The organism is Enterobacter sp. AG326, from assembly GCF_004362415.1.
GTDB lineage: Bacteria > Pseudomonadota > Gammaproteobacteria > Enterobacterales > Enterobacteriaceae > Enterobacter > Enterobacter asburiae.
Window position 1 is genome coordinate 30,687 of sequence record NZ_SNXG01000011.1, and the last position, 17,975, is coordinate 48,661.

Annotated in this window: 14 protein-coding genes, 4 tRNA genes and 1 pseudogene; 13 read left to right on the forward strand and 6 right to left on the reverse strand. The window is 57.3% G+C overall.

Annotation, left to right across the window (positions count from 1 at the left end; translation table 11 throughout):
- The first annotated feature begins 4 nt into the window (after nt 1-4).
- The 6 genes from wecG to DFO52_RS21335 all read left to right on the forward strand — a co-directional run bounded on the left by wecG (nt 5) and on the right by DFO52_RS21335 (nt 2,881).
- The gene (gene wecG / locus DFO52_RS21310; protein ID WP_059347443.1) at nt 5-745 is read left to right on the forward strand and encodes a lipopolysaccharide N-acetylmannosaminouronosyltransferase; all 741 of its coding nucleotides are present in this window, start codon (nt 5-7) and stop codon (nt 743-745) included.
- A 197-nt stretch (nt 746-942) separates the two neighbouring features.
- Nucleotides 943-2,328, forward strand: a complete 1,386-nt coding sequence (locus DFO52_RS23135) for an amino acid permease (RefSeq protein ID WP_047646996.1) — start codon at nt 943-945, stop codon at nt 2,326-2,328.
- 102 nt (nt 2,329-2,430) lie between these two features.
- Nucleotides 2,431-2,507: transfer RNA gene (locus DFO52_RS21320), tRNA-Arg, on the forward strand.
- A 67-nt stretch (nt 2,508-2,574) separates the two neighbouring features.
- Nucleotides 2,575-2,650, forward strand: a tRNA-His gene (locus DFO52_RS21325).
- Between the two features lie 22 nt (nt 2,651-2,672).
- Nucleotides 2,673-2,758 (forward strand) — tRNA-Leu (locus DFO52_RS21330).
- 46 nt (nt 2,759-2,804) lie between these two features.
- A tRNA-Pro gene (locus DFO52_RS21335) sits at nt 2,805-2,881 on the forward strand.
- 507 nt (nt 2,882-3,388) lie between these two features.
- Here the strand turns inward: DFO52_RS21335 and DFO52_RS23140 are convergent.
- The 5 genes and pseudogenes from DFO52_RS23140 to hemC all read right to left on the reverse strand — a co-directional run bounded on the left by DFO52_RS23140 (nt 3,389) and on the right by hemC (nt 8,863).
- Nucleotides 3,389-4,599, reverse strand: a pseudogene (locus DFO52_RS23140) (MFS transporter).
- A 172-nt stretch (nt 4,600-4,771) separates the two neighbouring features.
- Complete coding sequence (gene hemY, locus DFO52_RS21345) at nt 4,772-5,971, reverse strand: protoheme IX biogenesis protein HemY (protein ID WP_008501551.1); 1,200 nt, start codon at nt 5,969-5,971, stop codon at nt 4,772-4,774.
- A 2-nt stretch (nt 5,972-5,973) separates the two neighbouring features.
- Nucleotides 5,974-7,164, reverse strand: coding sequence for a uroporphyrinogen-III C-methyltransferase (gene hemX, locus DFO52_RS21350; protein ID WP_133551145.1), 1,191 nt, complete (start codon nt 7,162-7,164; stop codon nt 5,974-5,976).
- Nucleotides 7,165-7,184: 20 nt separating this feature from the next.
- Nucleotides 7,185-7,925 (reverse strand): uroporphyrinogen-III synthase, encoded by a 741-nt coding sequence (gene hemD, locus DFO52_RS21355; RefSeq protein WP_048976898.1) that lies wholly within the window; start codon nt 7,923-7,925, stop codon nt 7,185-7,187.
- Entirely contained in the window at nt 7,922-8,863 is a 942-nt protein-coding gene (hemC, locus tag DFO52_RS21360) for a hydroxymethylbilane synthase (RefSeq protein ID WP_047647005.1), read from the reverse strand. Before hemC ends, hemD begins: the two co-directional genes overlap by 4 nt.
- 350 nt (nt 8,864-9,213) lie before the next feature.
- On the opposite strand from hemC, the gene cyaA reads away from it, so the two are divergent.
- Nucleotides 9,214-11,757, forward strand: coding sequence for a class I adenylate cyclase (gene cyaA, locus DFO52_RS21370; protein ID WP_133551146.1), 2,544 nt, complete (start codon nt 9,214-9,216; stop codon nt 11,755-11,757).
- 95 nt (nt 11,758-11,852) lie between these two features.
- Here the strand turns inward: cyaA and cyaY are convergent, their stop codons facing one another.
- Nucleotides 11,853-12,173, reverse strand: coding sequence for an iron donor protein CyaY (gene cyaY, locus DFO52_RS21375; protein WP_023333807.1), 321 nt, complete (start codon nt 12,171-12,173; stop codon nt 11,853-11,855).
- A gap of 135 nt (nt 12,174-12,308) precedes the next feature.
- On the opposite strand from cyaY, the gene DFO52_RS21380 reads away from it, so the two are divergent.
- From DFO52_RS21380 to uvrD, 6 genes are all read left to right on the forward strand, one after another.
- Nucleotides 12,309-12,512 (forward strand): lipoprotein, encoded by a 204-nt coding sequence (locus DFO52_RS21380; RefSeq protein WP_014885650.1) that lies wholly within the window; start codon nt 12,309-12,311, stop codon nt 12,510-12,512.
- A 35-nt stretch (nt 12,513-12,547) separates the two neighbouring features.
- Nucleotides 12,548-13,372, forward strand: coding sequence for a diaminopimelate epimerase (gene dapF, locus DFO52_RS21385; RefSeq protein WP_008501545.1), 825 nt, complete (start codon nt 12,548-12,550; stop codon nt 13,370-13,372).
- Complete coding sequence (locus tag DFO52_RS21390; protein ID WP_023309626.1) at nt 13,369-14,076, forward strand: DUF484 domain-containing protein; 708 nt, start codon at nt 13,369-13,371, stop codon at nt 14,074-14,076. The genes dapF and DFO52_RS21390 overlap by 4 nt, the downstream gene beginning before the upstream one ends.
- On the forward strand, nt 14,073-14,975 hold the full coding sequence (gene xerC / locus DFO52_RS21395; protein WP_047647007.1) for a tyrosine recombinase XerC: 903 nt from the start codon (nt 14,073-14,075) through the stop codon (nt 14,973-14,975). The genes DFO52_RS21390 and xerC overlap by 4 nt, the downstream gene beginning before the upstream one ends.
- Nucleotides 14,975-15,691 carry a 5-amino-6-(5-phospho-D-ribitylamino)uracil phosphatase YigB gene (yigB, locus tag DFO52_RS21400; protein ID WP_133551147.1) on the forward strand — a complete coding sequence of 239 codons (717 nt, stop codon included), beginning with the start codon at nt 14,975-14,977 and terminating at the stop codon, nt 15,689-15,691. The genes xerC and yigB overlap by 1 nt, the downstream gene beginning before the upstream one ends.
- A gap of 107 nt (nt 15,692-15,798) precedes the next feature.
- Nucleotides 15,799-17,961: a DNA helicase II gene (uvrD, locus tag DFO52_RS21405; protein ID WP_033146899.1), complete on the forward strand. Its 2,163-nt coding sequence runs from the start codon at nt 15,799-15,801 to the stop codon at nt 17,959-17,961.
- Nucleotides 17,962-17,975 lie beyond the last annotated feature (14 nt).

Sequence of the window (17,975 nt, forward strand, 5' to 3'; positions counted from 1 at the left end):
AGTAATGACTGATAAAATTTCTGCACCGCGCTACGCGCTACGTGGCCTGCAGCTAATTGGCTGGCGCGATATGCAGCACGCGCTGGACTTTCTGTTCGCCGACGGCCAGATGAAATCCGGTACGCTGGTGGCCATCAACGCGGAAAAAATGCTGGCGGTTGAGGATAATGCGGAAGTCAAAAGCCTGATTGAAGCGGCTGAATTTAAATACGCGGACGGGATCAGCGTGGTCCGCTCTATCCGTAAAAAGTATCCTGACGCTAATGTATCCCGCGTGGCGGGGGCCGATCTCTGGGAGCAGCTTATGGCCCGCGCAGGTGCGCAGGGTACGCCCGTGTTCCTGATTGGCGGGAAGCCGGAGATACTGGCCCAGACGGAGGAGAAACTGCGTCGTCAATGGAATGTTAATATCGTCGGCAGCCAGGATGGTTACTTCAAACCGGAAGATCGACAGGCTCTGTTTGAGCGCGTTCGTGACAGCGGGGCGAAAATTGTCACCGTGGCGATGGGCTCCCCGCGCCAGGAGATCCTGATGCGTGACTGCCGTCTGGTCTGTCCTGATGCCCTCTACATGGGCGTCGGCGGCACGTACGACGTCTTTACTGGCCACGTTAAGCGTGCGCCAAAGATCTGGCAAAATCTGGGGCTGGAGTGGCTGTACCGCCTGCTATCACAACCGACGCGCATTAAACGACAGATCCGTCTGCTTCGCTACCTCGCCTGGCATTACACCGGGAAAATGTAATCAAAATGTAGCGCGATATGCTATTCGCGCTGCAACTCGCCTGCAAAACTGCTGATAATCTGTGCAATGCATTCATTTTTTTAATGCATCGTTTGCCATTTGGCAGATTTTAGGAAACCATTCGCTCCGTATTTTAGTACCCCTAAAAAACAATACCCGGTATTAAGCCGGGAAACAGCAAACACAATCGAGGATCTATGGCAGAGAAACAACCGGAGCTACAGCGTGGACTGGAAGCTCGTCATATTGAACTGATAGCGCTGGGCGGCACTATCGGCGTGGGCCTGTTTATGGGCTCCGCAAGCACGCTCAAATGGGCAGGCCCTTCCGTATTACTGGCGTATATTATCGCCGGGCTGTTTGTTTTCTTCATTATGCGTTCCATGGGCGAAATGCTCTTCCTGGAGCCGGTAACCGGCTCTTTCGCCGTCTACGCGCATCGCTATATGAGCCCGTTCTTCGGCTACCTGACGGCCTGGTCATACTGGTTTATGTGGATGGCGGTGGGCATCTCAGAGATCACCGCGATAGGGGTCTACGTCCAGTTTTGGTTCCCGGACATGGTCCAGTGGATACCCGCGCTTATTGCCGTGGGGCTGGTGGCGCTGGCAAACCTGGCAGCCGTGCGCCTTTACGGTGAAATTGAGTTCTGGTTCGCAATGATCAAAGTCACCACGATTATTGTGATGATTGTCGTTGGCCTGGGCGTGATTTTCTTCGGCTTTGGCAACGGTGGACACGCTATCGGCTTTGGCAACCTGACCGAAAACGGCGGCTTCTTTGCCGGCGGCTGGAAGGGCTTCCTGACGGCGCTGTGTATCGTTGTGGCCTCGTATCAGGGCGTGGAGCTGATCGGTATTACCGCCGGTGAAGCGAAAAACCCGCAGGTCACGCTGCGTAGCGCGGTGGGCAAAGTGCTGTGGCGTATCCTGATTTTCTATGTGGGTGCGATCTTCGTCATCGTGACCATCTTCCCATGGAACGAAATTGGCACGACGGGTAGCCCGTTTGTTTTAACCTTCGCCAAAATTGGTATCACGGCGGCGGCGGGTATCATCAACTTTGTGGTCCTGACGGCAGCGCTGTCAGGCTGTAACAGTGGGATGTACAGCTGCGGGCGTATGCTCTATGCGCTTTCGAAGAATAACCAGCTGCCTGCGGCGATGAGTAAAGTCTCACGTGCCGGCGTACCGGTGGCGGGTGTGGCGGTCTCCATTGCGATCCTGCTGATTGGTTCGTGTCTGAACTACATCATCCCGAATCCGCAACGCGTGTTCGTTTACGTTTATAGCGCCAGTGTGCTGCCGGGCATGGTGCCGTGGTTTGTTATCCTCATCAGCCAGCTGCGTTTCCGCCATGCGCATAAAAAAGCGATCGAAAGTCATCCGTTCCGCTCAATTCTGTTCCCCTATGCGAACTATTTGACGATGGCGTTCCTGATTTGCGTATTAATCGGCATGTACTTTAATGAAGATACCCGCATGTCGCTGTTTGTCGGGATGATCTTCCTGGCGGCTGTGACGGCCGCATATAAGCTTTTTGGCCTGGGTCGCCGCGGCACCACGCAGAAAGTGGAGGAATAAGCGGCAAAATGTGCAAACCATAACCAAACGCGCATTTTTTTCAAAAAAGCACTAGACAGCGGGGACGGAGGTACGTAATATCCAGCCCCGCAACGGCGCTAAGCGCCCGTAGCTCAGCTGGATAGAGCGCTGCCCTCCGGAGGCAGAGGTCTCAGGTTCGAATCCTGTCGGGCGCGCCATTTTAGTCCCGGCGCTAGAGCTGCGGTGGTCTGAGAAGTAGTCAGTACCGCGTGAAAGAATACAGTGGTGGCTATAGCTCAGTTGGTAGAGCCCTGGATTGTGATTCCAGTTGTCGTGGGTTCGAATCCCATTAGCCACCCCATTATTTGAAAGAGTTGTGAATTGCGAAGGTGGCGGAATTGGTAGACGCGCTAGCTTCAGGTGTTAGTGTCCTTTGGATGTGGGGGTTCGAGTCCCCCCCCTCGCACCACGACTTTTTAAATGAATTGAACTAAAAATTCAAAAAAGCAGTACATCGGCGAGTAGCGCAGCTTGGTAGCGCAACTGGTTTGGGACCAGTGGGTCGGAGGTTCGAATCCTCTCTCGCCGACCAATTTTGAACCCCGCTTCGGCGGGGTTTTTTGTTTTCTGCGATTCTTCATCCCTGTCGTTATTCCCCAACCACGTCCTTTTTCATTGTCGCAATCCAGCGACATGCAACTCATTGAAAGTCATATAAAAAACCATTTATGGGTTTTGCCGTCTCCTCCTGGCGACATATTCCCGCCTTTTCCCGCTACGTTGTAGCGCTTAAGACGGCGCTTAGCAGCATAATTTCCTTTTATCTTAAAATGTTGCGTCATGTAAAAGTTCTGGGTGTTATGTTGGCACGTTACGTGCAATAATATGCGTGTAGATGCTCATTCCATCTCTTATGTTCGCCTTAGTGCCTCATAAACTCAGGAATGACGCAGAGCCATTTACGGTGCTTATCGTCCACTGACAGATGTCGCTTCGGCCTCATCAGACACCATGGACACAACGTTGAGTGAAGCACCAAATATGTTGTCTTACAGACCTGTTTTAACGCCTGCTTTTTTAGCAGGCGTTTTTTTATGCCTTATTCCCGATACAAGCGCATGATCAGGCCAGCAATCAGCAGGGCCGATGCAGAGACAGCATATAGCGCCTGTACTGAGCCAAACCTGAAGCCACCGCCGCTGCAATGCCGGTGAAAAGAGAGGCGCTGAGCGTTTGCCAGCGCCAGGCTTTACCGCTGGCAGAAGCGGTTTGCGTGAGAGGAAAACTACTGAGTACGCCAAACGTGCCCGCTGCGAAGAGAACATTCGAGGCCAGATGCGCGATAAAGATCATCCCCAGCGCACATACCGTCCACCCGGACAAAAACGGCAGCATGCCATAAGCGGCCAGAAAGATGCTCAGACAAACGATTATTCGCGGCGTGTGGGCCTCAAAGCGCATCAGGCTCTCTTTTTTTAGCAGCAGGGGGCCACAAAGCTGCCCCAGACTCCTCGCGAAAAGCAGGGGCAAAGCAAGACCCGCCGCATCCAGAGGACGGAGCTGTTGGGCCAGTGCAGGAAGAAGCGCCATGGCCGGTGAGCCGACGGCGGCCAGCGCCGGCAGGATGAGCAGGCTGCGTTTCTGCCGAACGGCCAACGCCTGCCAGCGTAATGTTGCAGAATCCCCCTTTTCCATAGTAGTAGGGCCTGGTGCCGGAGAAAACCGGCGTCCAGCCATCCATAGCAGTAACAGTGACCCGAAAAAGCTCGCGGCATCAATGGCCAGCAGGGTAAACACGGATGTCTTCTGAAACAGCACCACGCCGAGGCCGGTCCCTAACAACACCTGAGAAGCAAAAATCACATTTTCCAGACAGGTCGCAGCAGGCAGCTCTGCTTCGCTAAGTCCGCGCTTAAAGAGCAATGTTAACGCGGGCCAGCTCATCCCGCTGAGCAGCGCTTCGGTGGATTGCACGGCGAGCAATGCGGCAACGCTGTGGTAACCCACGCCAAGCAGGGGAAAGAGCAGGGCGAGCAGGCCCAGCACCTCGGTCAGTATCAGCAGGGAGATCGGAGTACAGCGTGAGCACAGCTTTTCACCGATCGTGCTGCCGATGAATCCGGGTACCGTAGCGAAAAGAAAAGCGAGAGTCAGCAGAGCGGGCGGGGCTGACCATGCTAAGAGCAAACCGAAGACCACAACCTGGGTTAGACCATTCCCCAGCGAAGAAAAGATAAAAGCGCAGGCAAGCAGGCGCAGCCAGCGGTGGCAGCGCAGCGCCTGGATAAGCGCATACAAAAGCGAGTTCATTGAGATTTCCTTTCAAAAACGATTTAGTCCACGCTGCAAAATGTGCGCGTGTGTGAAAAAAGGTTAATGAAAAGAGATCGTTACATTGGCGGATTCGTTTGCGGATGTGGGTGCAAAGAATGTAGCAGGAGAAAGGCGATAAAAAAAGGAGACCCGCTGGCCTCCTTTTTATTTACTGCTGCGTACCGTTATTTTGCAGCGTTAGCAGCAACCCATCACGACGCATGGCGGCTGCCTCTTCCGGCTTATGCTGCTTGTCCAGCGTATCGGCAAGCCACGCGTAGTCAAACGCGTCCGGACGCTGTTTCAGCGCCGCGCGGAAGGCGAGGCTCGCCTCCTGCCATTCTCCGTGCTTCATCAGCGACTGACCGAGCGTGCTCCACAGCAGCGGGCGGTCACCGACGGTTTTAATCTGCTGACGCAGCACTTTTTCGATTTGCTCAGGATTATTGGTTTTCAGGCGTGGGATCACCATCACCAGACGATCGTCATACTGGCGCTTCAGGCCGTCGAGGAGGATCTCCTGAGCCGTGTCATGATCGTCACATTCAATAAGATGTTCCGCCATGGCGACCTGCAGAGGAACCTGCTGACGCGTCTTACGGCTCTGATTCTTCCACCACGTTTTCAGACCGTCGCTGCCCAGGTCGGCGCGCGCCTGATCCATCAGGCCAATCCATGCCAGACGCTGAAGCTCATCACGATGTTCATCGTCACCCACCTCGGCCTTCGCCATTGACGGAATGATGTCCAGCAGTGAACCCCAGGCGCCGGTACGAATATACGCCTGCTCGGCAAGACGCAGCACTTCCGGATGACGTGGCGCAACTTCCAGCAGGCGATCGATACCGTGACGCGCCGCGTGATTTTCATTGCGCGCCAGCTGCAGGCGAACGCGCGTGATTTCTACCGGAATCGGGTCGCCATGAGCCAGCTCTGCCGCCCGCTCCAGATGCTGATTGGCGCGGGCTTCGTCACCGCGCTGCTGCGCCGCTTCGGCAGCGAGCAGATAATTCACCACCGGCTGTTCGGCATGATCGGCGTTTTTCGACATCAGCTTTTCAACCTGCTGATAGTCACCCTCGGCAAGCTTAAGCAGCGCCTGTTCGGTCTGCTTACGGGCGCGGCGGCGCTTGCGGCCAACGAACCAGCCGCGCGTGTGGGCACCGGTGCGGAAAATGCGGCGCAGGATCCACTCGATCGCAAACAGCACCACCACGCCGAGGATCAGAATGATCGTCAGGCCGGTTACGCTGGTTTCAATGTTGTAGTTATCGGTCTGGATCAGGACGTAACCCTGATGACCCGCAAGCATAGGTCCCAGCACGATCCCGGCGATCAGCAGGATGAAGAGTAAGAGGACTTTAAGCATCATTACTCTCCTTGTGGTGCGCTTTCAGGCGCTGGAGCCGGAGCCGCTTCGCCCGACGGCTCTGCCGGCACGCCCGGTTGCGCCAGCAGGTTACGTACGCGCGTCTGCATCAGTTTCTCCAGAATCGGCTGGCTGGCCAGCTTATCCGGCACGTTCATGGTGATGTTCTGCTGGCTCAGCTTATCAATGTCTTCGAGGAAGGCGGTGGTCGTCGCATCATCGGTGTTGTAGTAGGCGCGTACCCACGTTGAAACGTTATCCAGTGCCTGTTTATAGGTCTCTTCCTGATGACGCGGCACGGCCTGAGCCGCTACCAGCAGGCGGGAACGGATGTTCTCGCGCAGATAGATATCCTGGTTCGGCGCCAGCAGCGGCACGGCGGTTTCGTCGCGACGGCGGATAGTGATGAAGCTGTCCATAAAGTTCTGCCAGCTTTTCTGCAGGTTTATGCGCCATTCGCTCAGGGAGCTGGAAAGCTCGGTACCGTCGGAATCCATCGGGGAGTCGTCGTCGTTGTTATCCGCCAGCTGCAGGTTATCAATCTGATTCGACAGCTGGTTCACCTTAAGGATAATGCCGTCGTAATCCACCTGCGAGACGGCGGAGAGGCTGGCGATGTCCTCGGTGATCGCGCGACGGGCCGTGATAAGGCTCGGGTCGTTCATGTCTGCCAGGCTCGCGTCGGCGCTTTTCAGCAGCGCGGCGGCAGTGGTGACGTCCTGATCGCTCCAGAGCTTACGTCCGGCGAGCTTCACCAGGAAGTCAGCCTGCGAGAGCAGCCAGGTTTTGGCATCGGTACCGGAAATCGTGGCGACTTTCTGCTGCACGTCGCCCAGCTGTTTGGTCAGCTCTTCCTGTTTGCTGTTCGCCTCGGCAAGCGCGGCGGCCTGCTGCTTAATCACCGCTTCCAGCTCGGTTTTCTGCGTCTCCTGCGCTTTTTGCAGGGCGGTGAGCTGATTCACCAGCGCGTCGCTGGTCGACGTTTGATTAGCACCCTGTTGCTTCACCAGACCGTACAGGCCAACCCCTGCTGCCAGCGCAATGGCAATGGCAATCGCGCTCAGCGCGAGGCTCGTTTTGTTGCTGCCGTTTTTCTTCTCAGCGGTTTTCTCTGTCGTCTCTGGCTGTGGCGTCGTCTCCACAGTCTCCCTGGTCTCTTCAACCACGGCGGAGGATTTGTCGTGTTCCGTCATTATGGCTTCCCATTTGAGAGTTATTGTAATGCGCGCAGCAGCGCATCGTTGTCGGCGTTATCAGCGATCCGAATATCCTGCCAGCCCAGTTCCCGGGCCTGGTTCGCCAGACGCTCACTGACGACTAAAAGCCGACAGCGGAGTAACCAGTTTTCGCGATACCAGAGCGGTATCAGCGACCAAAGCTGTTGTAACATTTCACCGCTGGTGACCACCAGCGTATTAATGCCGCGCGCGTGCCAGCGCATCGCCTCTTCCGCGCCATCGTAGTGTTTTGCACAGCGCTGATAGCACTCAACGAACGTCACGTCTGCACCACGTTCACGCAGCGTTTCGCCCAGCAGCTCGCGACCACCGTTACCGCGCAAAATGAGCGCACGCTTTCCGGCAATAGTTTGTAATTCAGGTAATTGTAGCAAGACTTCGCTGATTTCCCGATCTAACGGGTAACGAACGTCCGCGCTGCTTACGGTATGCAGCGCCAGTGCCGTTGTGCGGCCAATCGCGAAATAGCGGGGGGCGGTTGGCCAGGTCAAACCCTGCTGTTGCAGCTGCGCGTGGGCAAATTCCACGGCATGTTGCGACAGCGCAAACAGCAGGTCGCCTTCCTGAAGGGTATTCATCTGGTCGGCGAGCGCAGAGAGCTCCCGACCGGGGGAGAATTCAATGAGCGGAAAACTCCAGGCCACCTGCCCCAGTGCGCGCAGACGGCTCACTAACTGCTCTCCTGCGGGAGAAGGGCGGGTGACGAGAATACTCATGCAGGGGGCTCTCCATTGTAAACGTCAGCCAGAATCTCGCGGGCGCCGTTATCCAGCAGCTCTTCAGCCAGCGACACGCCAAGCTGCTCGGCATCTTGCGCTTTACCGCGACGTTCGCCGCGTACCATCAGCGAACCGTCCGGGGCGCCCACCAGCGCGCGCAGCCACAGTTCGCCATCTGTTAATTCAGCATAGCTGCCAATCGGCACCTGGCATCCCCCTTCGAGGCGGGTATTCATCGCACGCTCGGCTTTTACGCGAATAGCGGTCTCGTCGTGGTTCAGCGGCGCGAGCAGTTCGCGGGTACGCGCATCGTCCAGACGGCACTCGATGCCGACGGCTCCCTGGCCCACGGCCGGTAGCGACAGCTCTGGCGGCATCGCCACGCGAATGCGCGACTCCAGCCCCAGACGCTTCAGGCCGGCAACGGCGAGGATAATGGCATCGTAATCGCCGTTATCCAGCTTGCCCAGACGCGTGCCGACGTTACCGCGCAGCGAGCGAATGTTCAGGTCAGGACGACGTTCCGCCAGCTGACACTGACGGCGTAAACTGGACGTGCCAACCACGCTACCCTCCGGCAGCGCGTCGAGCGAGTCATAGTGGTTGGAGACAAACGCATCGCGCGGATCTTCGCGCTCGCAGATGGTCACCAGCCCCAGCCCTTCCGGGAACTCGACGGGGACGTCTTTCATCGAATGTACGGCGATATCGGCGCGGTTCTCAAGCAATGCCAGTTCCAGCTCTTTGACAAACAGGCCTTTGCCGCCCACTTTCGCCAGGGGCGTATCGAGGATCACGTCACCGCGCGTGACCATCGGCACCAGCTCGACGCGCAATCCACTGTGGCAGGCTTCAAGGCGCTGCTTCACATAATGTGCCTGCCAGAGCGCGAGAGGGCTTTGGCGTGTGGCAATTCTCAAAACATTGTCTAACATGCTTGTTACCGTCATTATCAATCGCTAACCATCCTAACATTGTTGACTCTGGGATGGCAGTTTTACGGTTGATGAAGCGTGAGAGGGACAAGGCGGCGTATTCGTCAGCCATAGCCGTATTCAGGAATTTACACGTACAGAACGGTGCTACACTTGTATGTAGCGCATCTTTCTTTACGGTCAACCGGCAAGGTGTTAAATTGATCACGTTTTAGACCATTTTTTCGTCGCTACCACCAAAAATGATAAGGGCGAAAAAGGGTAACGGTTATCTTTTTGAAATACTGCGGGTCCGCTGTTATTCGTATTTTGAATAGCTTGCGACACCCGGAAACATCAGGCGATACGTCTTGTACCTCTATATTGAGACTCTGAAACAGAGACTGGATGCCATTAATCAACTGCGTGTGGATCGCGCGCTTGCTGCCATGGGCCCTGCTTTCCAGCAGGTATACAGTCTGCTGCCGACATTATTGCACTATCACCATCCGCTGATGCCTGGCTACCTTGACGGTAACGTTCCCCAGGGCATTTGCCTTTTCACGCCTGATGAAACCCAACAGCATTACCTCAACGAACTGGAACTCTACCGCGGCATGCCGCCACAGGAGTCTCCAAAAGGTGAACTGCCGATTACCGGCGTTTACTCTATGGGGAGCACCTCATCGGTAGGGCAAAGCTGTTCTTCGGACCTGGACATCTGGGTCTGCCATCAGTCATGGCTCGATAACGACGAGCGTCAGCTGCTGCAGCGCAAGTGCAGCCTGCTGGAGAGCTGGGCGGCCTCGCTCGGCGTGGAAGTAAGCTTCTTCCTGATTGATGAAAACCGTTTCCGCCATAACGAAAGCGGCAGTCTGGGTGGTGAAGACTGCGGCTCGACTCAGCACATCTTACTGCTGGATGAATTTTACCGTACTGCCGTGCGTCTGGCCGGGAAGCGTATTCTGTGGAATATGGTCCCTTGCGAAGAAGAAGAGCATTACGATGACTACGTCATGTCGCTTTACGCGCAGGGCGTACTGACGCCAAACGAATGGCTGGACCTCGGCGGTCTGAGCTCTCTGTCAGCCGAAGAATACTTTGGCGCAAGCCTCTGGCAGCTCTATAAAAGTATCGACTCACCGTACAAAGCGGTGCTGAAAACGCTGCTGCTGGAAGCCTATTCCTGGGAATACCCTACGCCGCGCCTGCTGGCGAAAGATATCAAGCAGCGTCTGCACGACGGGGAGATCGTCTCCTTCGGGCTGGACGCCTACTGCATGATGCTGGAGCGCGTGACCGAATACCTGAAAGCCATTGATGACACCACGCGTCTTGACCTGGTGCGTCGATGTTTCTATCTCAAAGTCTGTGAGAAATTGAGCCGCGAGCGCGCCTGCGTGGGCTGGCGTCGTGAAGTGGTCAGTCAGTTAGTGAAAGAGTGGGGATGGGACGAAGCGCGTCTGTCCATGCTCGACAACCGGGCCAACTGGAAAATCGATCAGGTGCGTGAAGCGCACAACGAACTGCTCGATGCGATGATGCAAAGCTATCGTAACCTGATCCGCTTTGCGCGCCGTAACAACCTCAGCGTTTCCGCCAGCCCGCAGGACATCGGGGTATTAACCCGTAAGCTGTATGCCGCGTTTGAAGCGCTGCCGGGTAAAGTCACCCTGGTTAACCCGCAGATTTCGCCAGACCTGTCAGAACCGAATCTGACCTTTATCTATGTGCCGCCGGGCCGCGCAAACCGCACCGGGTGGTATCTGTATAACCGTGCGCCAAGCATGGACTCAATCATCAGCCATCAGCCGCTGGAGTATAACCGCTACCTGAACAAGCTGGTGGCCTGGGCCTGGTTTAACGGCCTGCTGACCTCGCGCACGCGCCTGTTTATCAAAGGCAACGAGGTGGTTGATCTCGCTAAGCTGCAGGAGATGGTCGCGGATGTGTCGCACCACTTCCCGCTGCGTCTGCCTGCCCCAACGCCGAAAGCGCTCTACAGCCCGTGCGAAATTCGCCATCTGGCGATTATCGTCAACCTGGAATACGACCCGACGGCGGCCTTCCGCAATCAGGTGGTTCATTTTGACTTCCGCAAGCTGGACGTCTTCAGCTTTGGCGAGCAGCAAAACTGCCTGGTGGGCAGCGTGGATCTGCTGTACCGCAACTCGTGGAACGAAGTGCGTACCCTGCATTTCAACGGCGAGCAGGCGATGATCGAAGCGCTGAAAACCATTCTCGGCAAGATGCACCAGGATGCCGCACCGCCTGACAGCGTTGAGGTGTTCTGCTACAGCCAGCACCTGCGCGGTTTAATTCGTACCCGCGTGCAGCAGCTGGTTTCTGAGTGTATCGAACTGCGTCTCTCCAGTACCCGCCAGGAAACCGGACGCTTTAAAGCGCTGCGCGTCTCCGGCCAGACCTGGGGCCTGTTCTTCGAACGTCTGAACGTGTCGGTACAGAAACTGGAAAACGCCATCGAGTTCTACGGCGCGATTTCACATAACAAGCTGCATGGCCTGTCGGTGCAGGTGGAAACCAACCACGTTAAGCTCCCGCAGGTGGTGGACGGATTCGCCAGCGAAGGGATTATTCAGTTCTTCTTTGAAGAGTCGGGCGACGATGCCGGGTTCAACATCTACATTCTGGATGAAACCAACCGCGCCGAGGTGTATCACCACTGTGAAGGCAGTAAAGAGGAGCTGGTGCGCGACGTCAGCCGCTTCTACTCCTCTTCGCACGACCGTTTCACCTATGGCTCAAGCTTTATCAACTTTAACCTGCCGCAGTTCTACCAGATTGTGAACGTCGACGGACGTACGCAGGTGATCCCGTTCCGTACCCAGGCCGTAACGCCTGCCACGCCTGCCAATCAGGACACCGCGCCGCTGTTGCAGCAGTATTTCTCCTGAGCCTTTTCGCTCGCCCGGTGGCGGCTACGCCTTACCGGGCCTACAACAGCTCGAACCCGTAGGCCGGGTAAGCGCAGCGCCACCCGGCAACAAAACTACCTGAAACTCACAGCCTCACCCGCCTGCGCGGTCGCCGCCTGTTCCAGCAGATCCCAGAACGGTACGCCGCTACGGTCGCAAACCCATTCCCCGTCCTTCAGATCGAAATGATAGCCGCCCTGTTTCGCGGCCAGCCACACCTGGTGAAGCGGCTCCTGGCGGTTAATAATAATTTTGCTGCCATTTTCGAAGCTCAGGGTCAGAATGCCGCCGTTGATTTCACAATCGATATCGCTGTCGCCGTCCCAGTCGTCAAGACGCTCTTCGATGGTCATCCACAGGTTGTCGGCAAGGCGATGGAATTCACTGTCGTTCATGGTTTTGTTCCTGTTTTTCGTGATGCCGGCAGTATAACCCTAAATAATTCCCGTTGCAGGAAAGCGGCAAACTCTTGCTTTTGTGTCTTCTCCTGCGATGATAGAAACAGATTTGAACTTACGGGCAACTTTATAATGAAAAACGCTTTCCGAACGCTTGCCGTTCTCATCACGCTGTTTAGCCTGACTGGCTGCGGACTGAAGGGACCACTGTACTTCCCACCTGCGGATAAAACCGCGCCGCCGCCGACGAAACCCGTGCAAAGCGGCATTGAGTCCACCACGCCAAATACTAACGATCGTGGCGACAACGGTGGCCCGACTCAGGTTAATCTCTGACGACAACGTTCTGTACCCGCGCAATGGAGCAAATGATGCAGTTCTCTAAAATGCATGGCCTTGGCAACGATTTTATGGTCGTCGACGCGGTAACGCAGAATGTGTTTTTCTCCCCGGAACTGATCCGTCGCCTGGCGGATCGGCATCTGGGCGTGGGGTTCGATCAGCTGCTGGTGGTCGAGCCACCGTACGATCCCGACCTCGATTTCCACTACCGTATTTTTAACGCGGACGGCAGCGAAGTTAACCAGTGCGGCAACGGCGCGCGCTGTTTTGCCCGCTTTGTCCGCCTGAAAGGGCTGACCAACAAGCGTGATATTCGCGTCAGCACGGCCAATGGTCGCATGGTGCTCAGCGTCACCGATGATGAGCTGGTGCGCGTGAATATGGGCGAGCCTAACTTCGAGCCCTCCGTCGTGCCGTTTCGCGCAAACAAAGCGGAAAAGACCTATATTATGCGTGCGGCCGAGCAGACAGTATTGTGCGGCGTCGTCTCAATGGGTAACCCACACTGCGTGATTCAGGTTGATGATGTGGAAACCGCCGCGGTCGAAACGCTCGGCCCGGTGCTGGAAAGCCACGAACGTTTCCCGGAGCGCGCGAACATCGGCTTTATGCAGGTGGTGAAGCGCGAGCACATTCGCCTGCGGGTTTACGAGCGCGGCGCGGGCGAGACTCAGGCCTGCGGAAGCGGCGCCTGTGCTGCGGTGGCCGTGGGCATCTCTCAGGGGTTACTGGCAGAAGAGGTTCGCGTGGAGTTACCGGGCGGTCGGCTTGATATCGCCTGGAAAGGACCGGGTCATCCACTTTATATGACTGGCCCGGCGGCACATGTCTATGACGGGTTTATCCATCTATGAAACAACCAGGGGAAGAACTGCAGGAAACAGTGACGGAACTGGACGACAGAGCTGTTGTTGATTATCTGCTGCGCAATCCTGAGTTTTTTATTCGCAATGCACGCGTCGTCGAAGAGATGCGCGTGCCGCATCCGGTTCGCGGGACCGTGTCGCTGGTCGAATGGCACATGGCGCGCTCGCGCAACCACATCAATCAGTTAGAAGAGAACATGACGCTGCTGATGGAGCAGGCCAGCACCAACGAAAGCCTGTTCTATCGTCTGCTGCATCTGCAGGCGCGTCTGGCGTCGGCGCACAGCCTTGACGAGTTCCTCAGCCGCTTCCACCGCTGGGCTCGCGAGCTGGGGCTGGCGGGCGCAACGATTCGTCTTTTCCCTGACCGCTGGCGTATTGGCGCACCGTCGGGGTTCACCCATCTGGCGCTCAGCCGTCAGGCGTTTGAACCGCTGCGCATTCAGCGTCTGGGCCATGAGCACCACTATCTGGGGCCGCTGAACGGGCCTGAACTGCTGGTGGTGTTACCGGAAGCCAAAGCGATTGGCTCGGTGGCGATGTCGCTGATGGGGCGCGATGGCGATCTGGGTGTCATGTTATTTACCAGCCGCGATGCGCATCACTATGAGCAGGGGCAAGCCACGCACCTGCTGCAGGAGATCGCCCTGATGCTGCCCGAGCTGCTGGAGCGCTGGATTGAGCGCGTATGACGGACGGACTGCTCGCCACTGACGTCTCGCGCTTTCTGCGCTATCTGGGCGTGGAGCGTCAGCTTAGCCCCATTACCCTGCTCAACTACCAGCGTCAGCTTGATGCCATCATGCAGATTGCCGACGAAATCGGCCTGAAAAGCTGGCAACAATGTGACGCTGCGACGGTACGCGGGTTCGTCGTGCGTAGCCGTAAAAAAAATCTCAGCCCGGCAAGCCTGGCGCTCAGGCTCTCAGCGCTGCGCAGTTTCTTCGACTGGCTGGTCAGCCAGGGGGCCTTAAAAGCCAACCCGGCAAAGGGGATCGCCACGCCGAAAGCGCCGCGCCATCTGCCTAAAAATATCGACGTTGACGACGTAAACCGCCTGCTGGATATCGACCTTAACGATCCGCTCGCCGTGCGCGACCGCGCGATGCTGGAGGTGATGTACGGTGCCGGGCTGCGTCTGTCCGAGCTGGTTAATCTTGATATCAAACACCTCGATCTGGAGTCCGGTGAAGTGTGGGTGATGGGCAAGGGCAGCAAAGAGCGCCGCCTGCCGATTGGCCGCAATGCGGTTTCCTGGATTGAGCACTGGCTTGACCTGCGCGGGCTGTTTGGCAGCGAAGAGGATGCGTTGTTCCTGTCGAAGCTCGGCAAACGGATCTCGGCGCGTAACGTCCAGAAGCGCTTTGCGGAGTGGGGCATTAAGCAGGGGCTGAATAGCCACGTTCACCCGCACAAGCTGCGCCACTCCTTTGCGACACACATGCTTGAGTCGAGCGGCGATCTGCGCGGCGTGCAGGAACTGCTTGGCCACGCAAATCTGTCGACCACTCAAATCTATACCCACTTAGACTTCCAACACCTTGCCTCGGTGTATGACGCGGCGCATCCACGCGCCAAACGGGGGAAATAATGCGTTTTTACCGCCCACTTGGTCAGATCTCAGCCCTGACGTTTGACCTTGATGACACCCTTTACGACAACCGCGAGGTGATCCTGCGTACCGAGCAGGAGTCGCTGGCGTTTGTGCAGAACTACCATCCCGCGCTGAAAGCGATACAGAACAAGGACTTTCAGAAGCTCCGTCAGTCCCTGCGGGAAACCGAGCCGGACATTTACCACGACGTGACCGAATGGCGTCGTCGTGCGGTTGAGCAGGCGATGCTCAATGCTGGCCTGAGCGCGCAGGATGCGGCCATCGGTGCCGAAGCGGCCATGGAAAACTTCGCCAAATGGCGCAGCCGTATCGACGTGCCGCAGGAGACTCACGACACGCTGGCGAAGCTTGCCGAAAAGTGGCCGCTGGTGGCCATCACCAACGGCAATGCACAGCCCGAGCTGTTTGGCCTTAGCGATTACTTTGAGTTTGTGCTGCGCGCAGGCCCGCACGGGCGTGCGAAGCCGTTCAGCGATATGTACCATCTGGCGGCGGATAAGCTTAACCTGCCGCTGGGTAACATTCTGCACGTGGGGGATGACCTGACCACGGACGTGGCCGGTGCTATCCGCTGCGGGATGCAGACCTGCTGGATCAAGCCGGAAAATGCGGAGCTGATGACCGCAACCGACAGCCGTCTTCTGCCGCACGTGGAAATTTCACGGTTGGCATCCCTCACGACGCTGATATAATCACCAGTAATATTGTATAAATTACCAGGGGTTTGCAGTTGTAGGCCCGGTAAGCGAAGCGCCACCGGGCGCTTTGCTGTGTTCCTGAATACTATGTGACGGTGCCAATGGACGTTTCTTACCTGCTCGACAGCCTTAATGACAAACAGCGTGACGCGGTTGCCGCCTCGCGCACCAACATGCTGGTGCTGGCTGGGGCGGGCAGTGGTAAGACGCGCGTGCTGGTTCACCGTATCGCCTGGCTGCAGAGCGTGGAGAACTGCTCCCCGTACTCCATCATGGCGGTGACGTTTACCAACAAGGCGGCGGCAGAGATGCGCCACCGTATCGCCCAGCTGATGGGCACCAGCCAGGGCGGCATGTGGGTTGGCACCTTCCACGGTCTGGCGCACCGCCTGCTGCGCGCGCACCATATGGACGCCAACCTGCCGCAGGATTTCCAGATCCTCGACAGCGAAGACCAGCTCCGCTTGCTGAAGCGCCTGATCAAGGCGATGAACCTCGACGAGAAGCAGTGGCCGCCGCGTCAGGCGATGTGGTACATCAACGGCCAGAAAGACGAGGGGCTGCGCCCGCACCACATTCAGAGCTTCGGCAACCCGGTCGAGCAGACCTGGCAGAACGTCTACAAGGCCTATCAGGAAGCGTGCGATCGCGCCGGCCTGGTGGATTTTGCCGAGCTGCTGCTGCGCGCTCACGAGCTGTGGCTCAACAAACCGCACATCCTGCAGCACTACCGTGAACGCTTCACCAATATCCTGGTGGACGAGTTCCAGGATACCAATAACATCCAGTACGCATGGATCCGCCTGCTGGCCGGTGATACCGGCAAGGTGATGATCGTGGGCGATGATGACCAGTCGATCTACGGCTGGCGCGGGGCGCAGGTGGAGAATATCCAGCGCTTCCTCAACGATTTCCCAGGTGCGGAAACCATCCGTCTGGAGCAGAACTACCGCTCAACCAGCAACATCCTGAGCGCGGCCAACGCCCTCATTGAGAACAACAACGGGCGTCTGGGTAAAAAGCTGTGGACCGACGGCGTCGACGGCGAACCGATTTCGATTTACTGCGCCTTCAACGAGCTCGACGAAGCCCGCTTCGTGGTGAACCGCATAAAAACCTGGCAGGACAACGGCGGCGCGCTGGAGCAGTGCGCCATTCTCTACCGCAGCAACGCCCAGTCGCGCGTGCTGGAAGAGGCGCTCCTGCAGGTGAGCATGCCGTACCGCATTTACGGTGGTATGCGCTTCTTCGAACGTCAGGAAATCAAAGATGCGCTGTCGTATCTGCGCCTCATTGCGAACCGTAACGATGACGCGGCGTTTGAGCGCGTGGTCAATACGCCGACCCGCGGGATTGGCGACCGCACGCTGGACGTGGTGCGCCAGGCCTCGCGCGATCGCCAGCTGACGCTGTGGCAGGCGTGCCGCGAGCTGCTGCAGGAAAAAGCCCTCGCCGGACGTGCCGCCAGCGCATTACAGCGCTTCCTCGAGCTGATTGACGCCCTGGCGCAGGAAACGGCCGATATGCCGCTGCACGTGCAGACCGACCGGGTGATTAAAGACTCCGGCCTGCGCACCATGTACGAGCAGGAGAAAGGCGAGAAGGGCCAGACCCGTATTGAGAACTTAGAGGAACTGGTGACGGCAACGCGCCAGTTCAGCTACAACGAAGAAGACGAAGACCTGATGCCGCTGCAGGCGTTTCTGTCCCACGCCGCGCTGGAAGCGGGCGAAGGGCAGGCGGACACCTGGCAGGATGCGGTTCAGCTGATGACCCTGCACTCCGCCAAAGGCCTGGAGTTCCCGCAGGTGTTTATCGTCGGGATGGAAGAGGGGATGTTCCCGAGCCAGATGTCGCTGGATGAAGGCGGCCGTCTGGAAGAGGAACGTCGTCTGGCCTACGTGGGCGTGACGCGCGCGATGCAAAAGCTGACGCTAACCTACGCCGAAACACGCCGTCTGTACGGTAAAGAGGTTTATCACCGTCCGTCGCGCTTTATCGGCGAACTGCCGGAAGAGTGCGTAGAAGAGGTGCGTCTGCGGGCGAGCATCAGCCGTCCGGTCAGCCATCAGCGCATGGGCTCGCCGATTGCGGAAACCGACACCGGCTACAAGCTGGGCCAGCGCGTGCGCCATTCGAAGTTTGGCGAAGGCACCATTGTGAATCTGGAAGGCAGCGGCGAGCACAGCCGCCTGCAGGTAGCGTTCCAGGGGCAGGGTATCAAATGGCTGGTGGCGGCCTATGCGAAGCTGGAAACAGTCTAACATTCAGAAAAATA

Bases quoted from the DNA above. Each gene is read 5' to 3' on its own strand.
- dapF (WP_008501545.1), top strand. From the start codon at position 12,548: ATGCAGTTCTCTAAAATGCATGGCCTTGGCAACGATTTTATGGTCGTC.
- cyaY (WP_023333807.1), bottom strand. From the start codon at position 12,173: ATGAACGACAGTGAATTCCATCGCCTTGCCGACAACCTGTGGATGACC.
- DFO52_RS21380 (WP_014885650.1), top strand. From the start codon at position 12,309: ATGAAAAACGCTTTCCGAACGCTTGCCGTTCTCATCACGCTGTTTAGC.
- hemC (WP_047647005.1), bottom strand. From the start codon at position 8,863: ATGTTAGACAATGTTTTGAGAATTGCCACACGCCAAAGCCCTCTCGCG.
- yigB (WP_133551147.1), top strand. From the start codon at position 14,975: ATGCGTTTTTACCGCCCACTTGGTCAGATCTCAGCCCTGACGTTTGAC.
- xerC (WP_047647007.1), top strand. From the start codon at position 14,073: ATGACGGACGGACTGCTCGCCACTGACGTCTCGCGCTTTCTGCGCTAT.
- hemX (WP_133551145.1), bottom strand. From the start codon at position 7,164: ATGACGGAACACGACAAATCCTCCGCCGTGGTTGAAGAGACCAGGGAG.
- hemD (WP_048976898.1), bottom strand. From the start codon at position 7,925: ATGAGTATTCTCGTCACCCGCCCTTCTCCCGCAGGAGAGCAGTTAGTG.
- hemY (WP_008501551.1), bottom strand. From the start codon at position 5,971: ATGCTTAAAGTCCTCTTACTCTTCATCCTGCTGATCGCCGGGATCGTG.
- DFO52_RS23135 (WP_047646996.1), top strand. From the start codon at position 943: ATGGCAGAGAAACAACCGGAGCTACAGCGTGGACTGGAAGCTCGTCAT.
- DFO52_RS21390 (WP_023309626.1), top strand. From the start codon at position 13,369: ATGAAACAACCAGGGGAAGAACTGCAGGAAACAGTGACGGAACTGGAC.
- wecG (WP_059347443.1), top strand. From the start codon at position 5: ATGACTGATAAAATTTCTGCACCGCGCTACGCGCTACGTGGCCTGCAG.
- uvrD (WP_033146899.1), top strand. From the start codon at position 15,799: ATGGACGTTTCTTACCTGCTCGACAGCCTTAATGACAAACAGCGTGAC.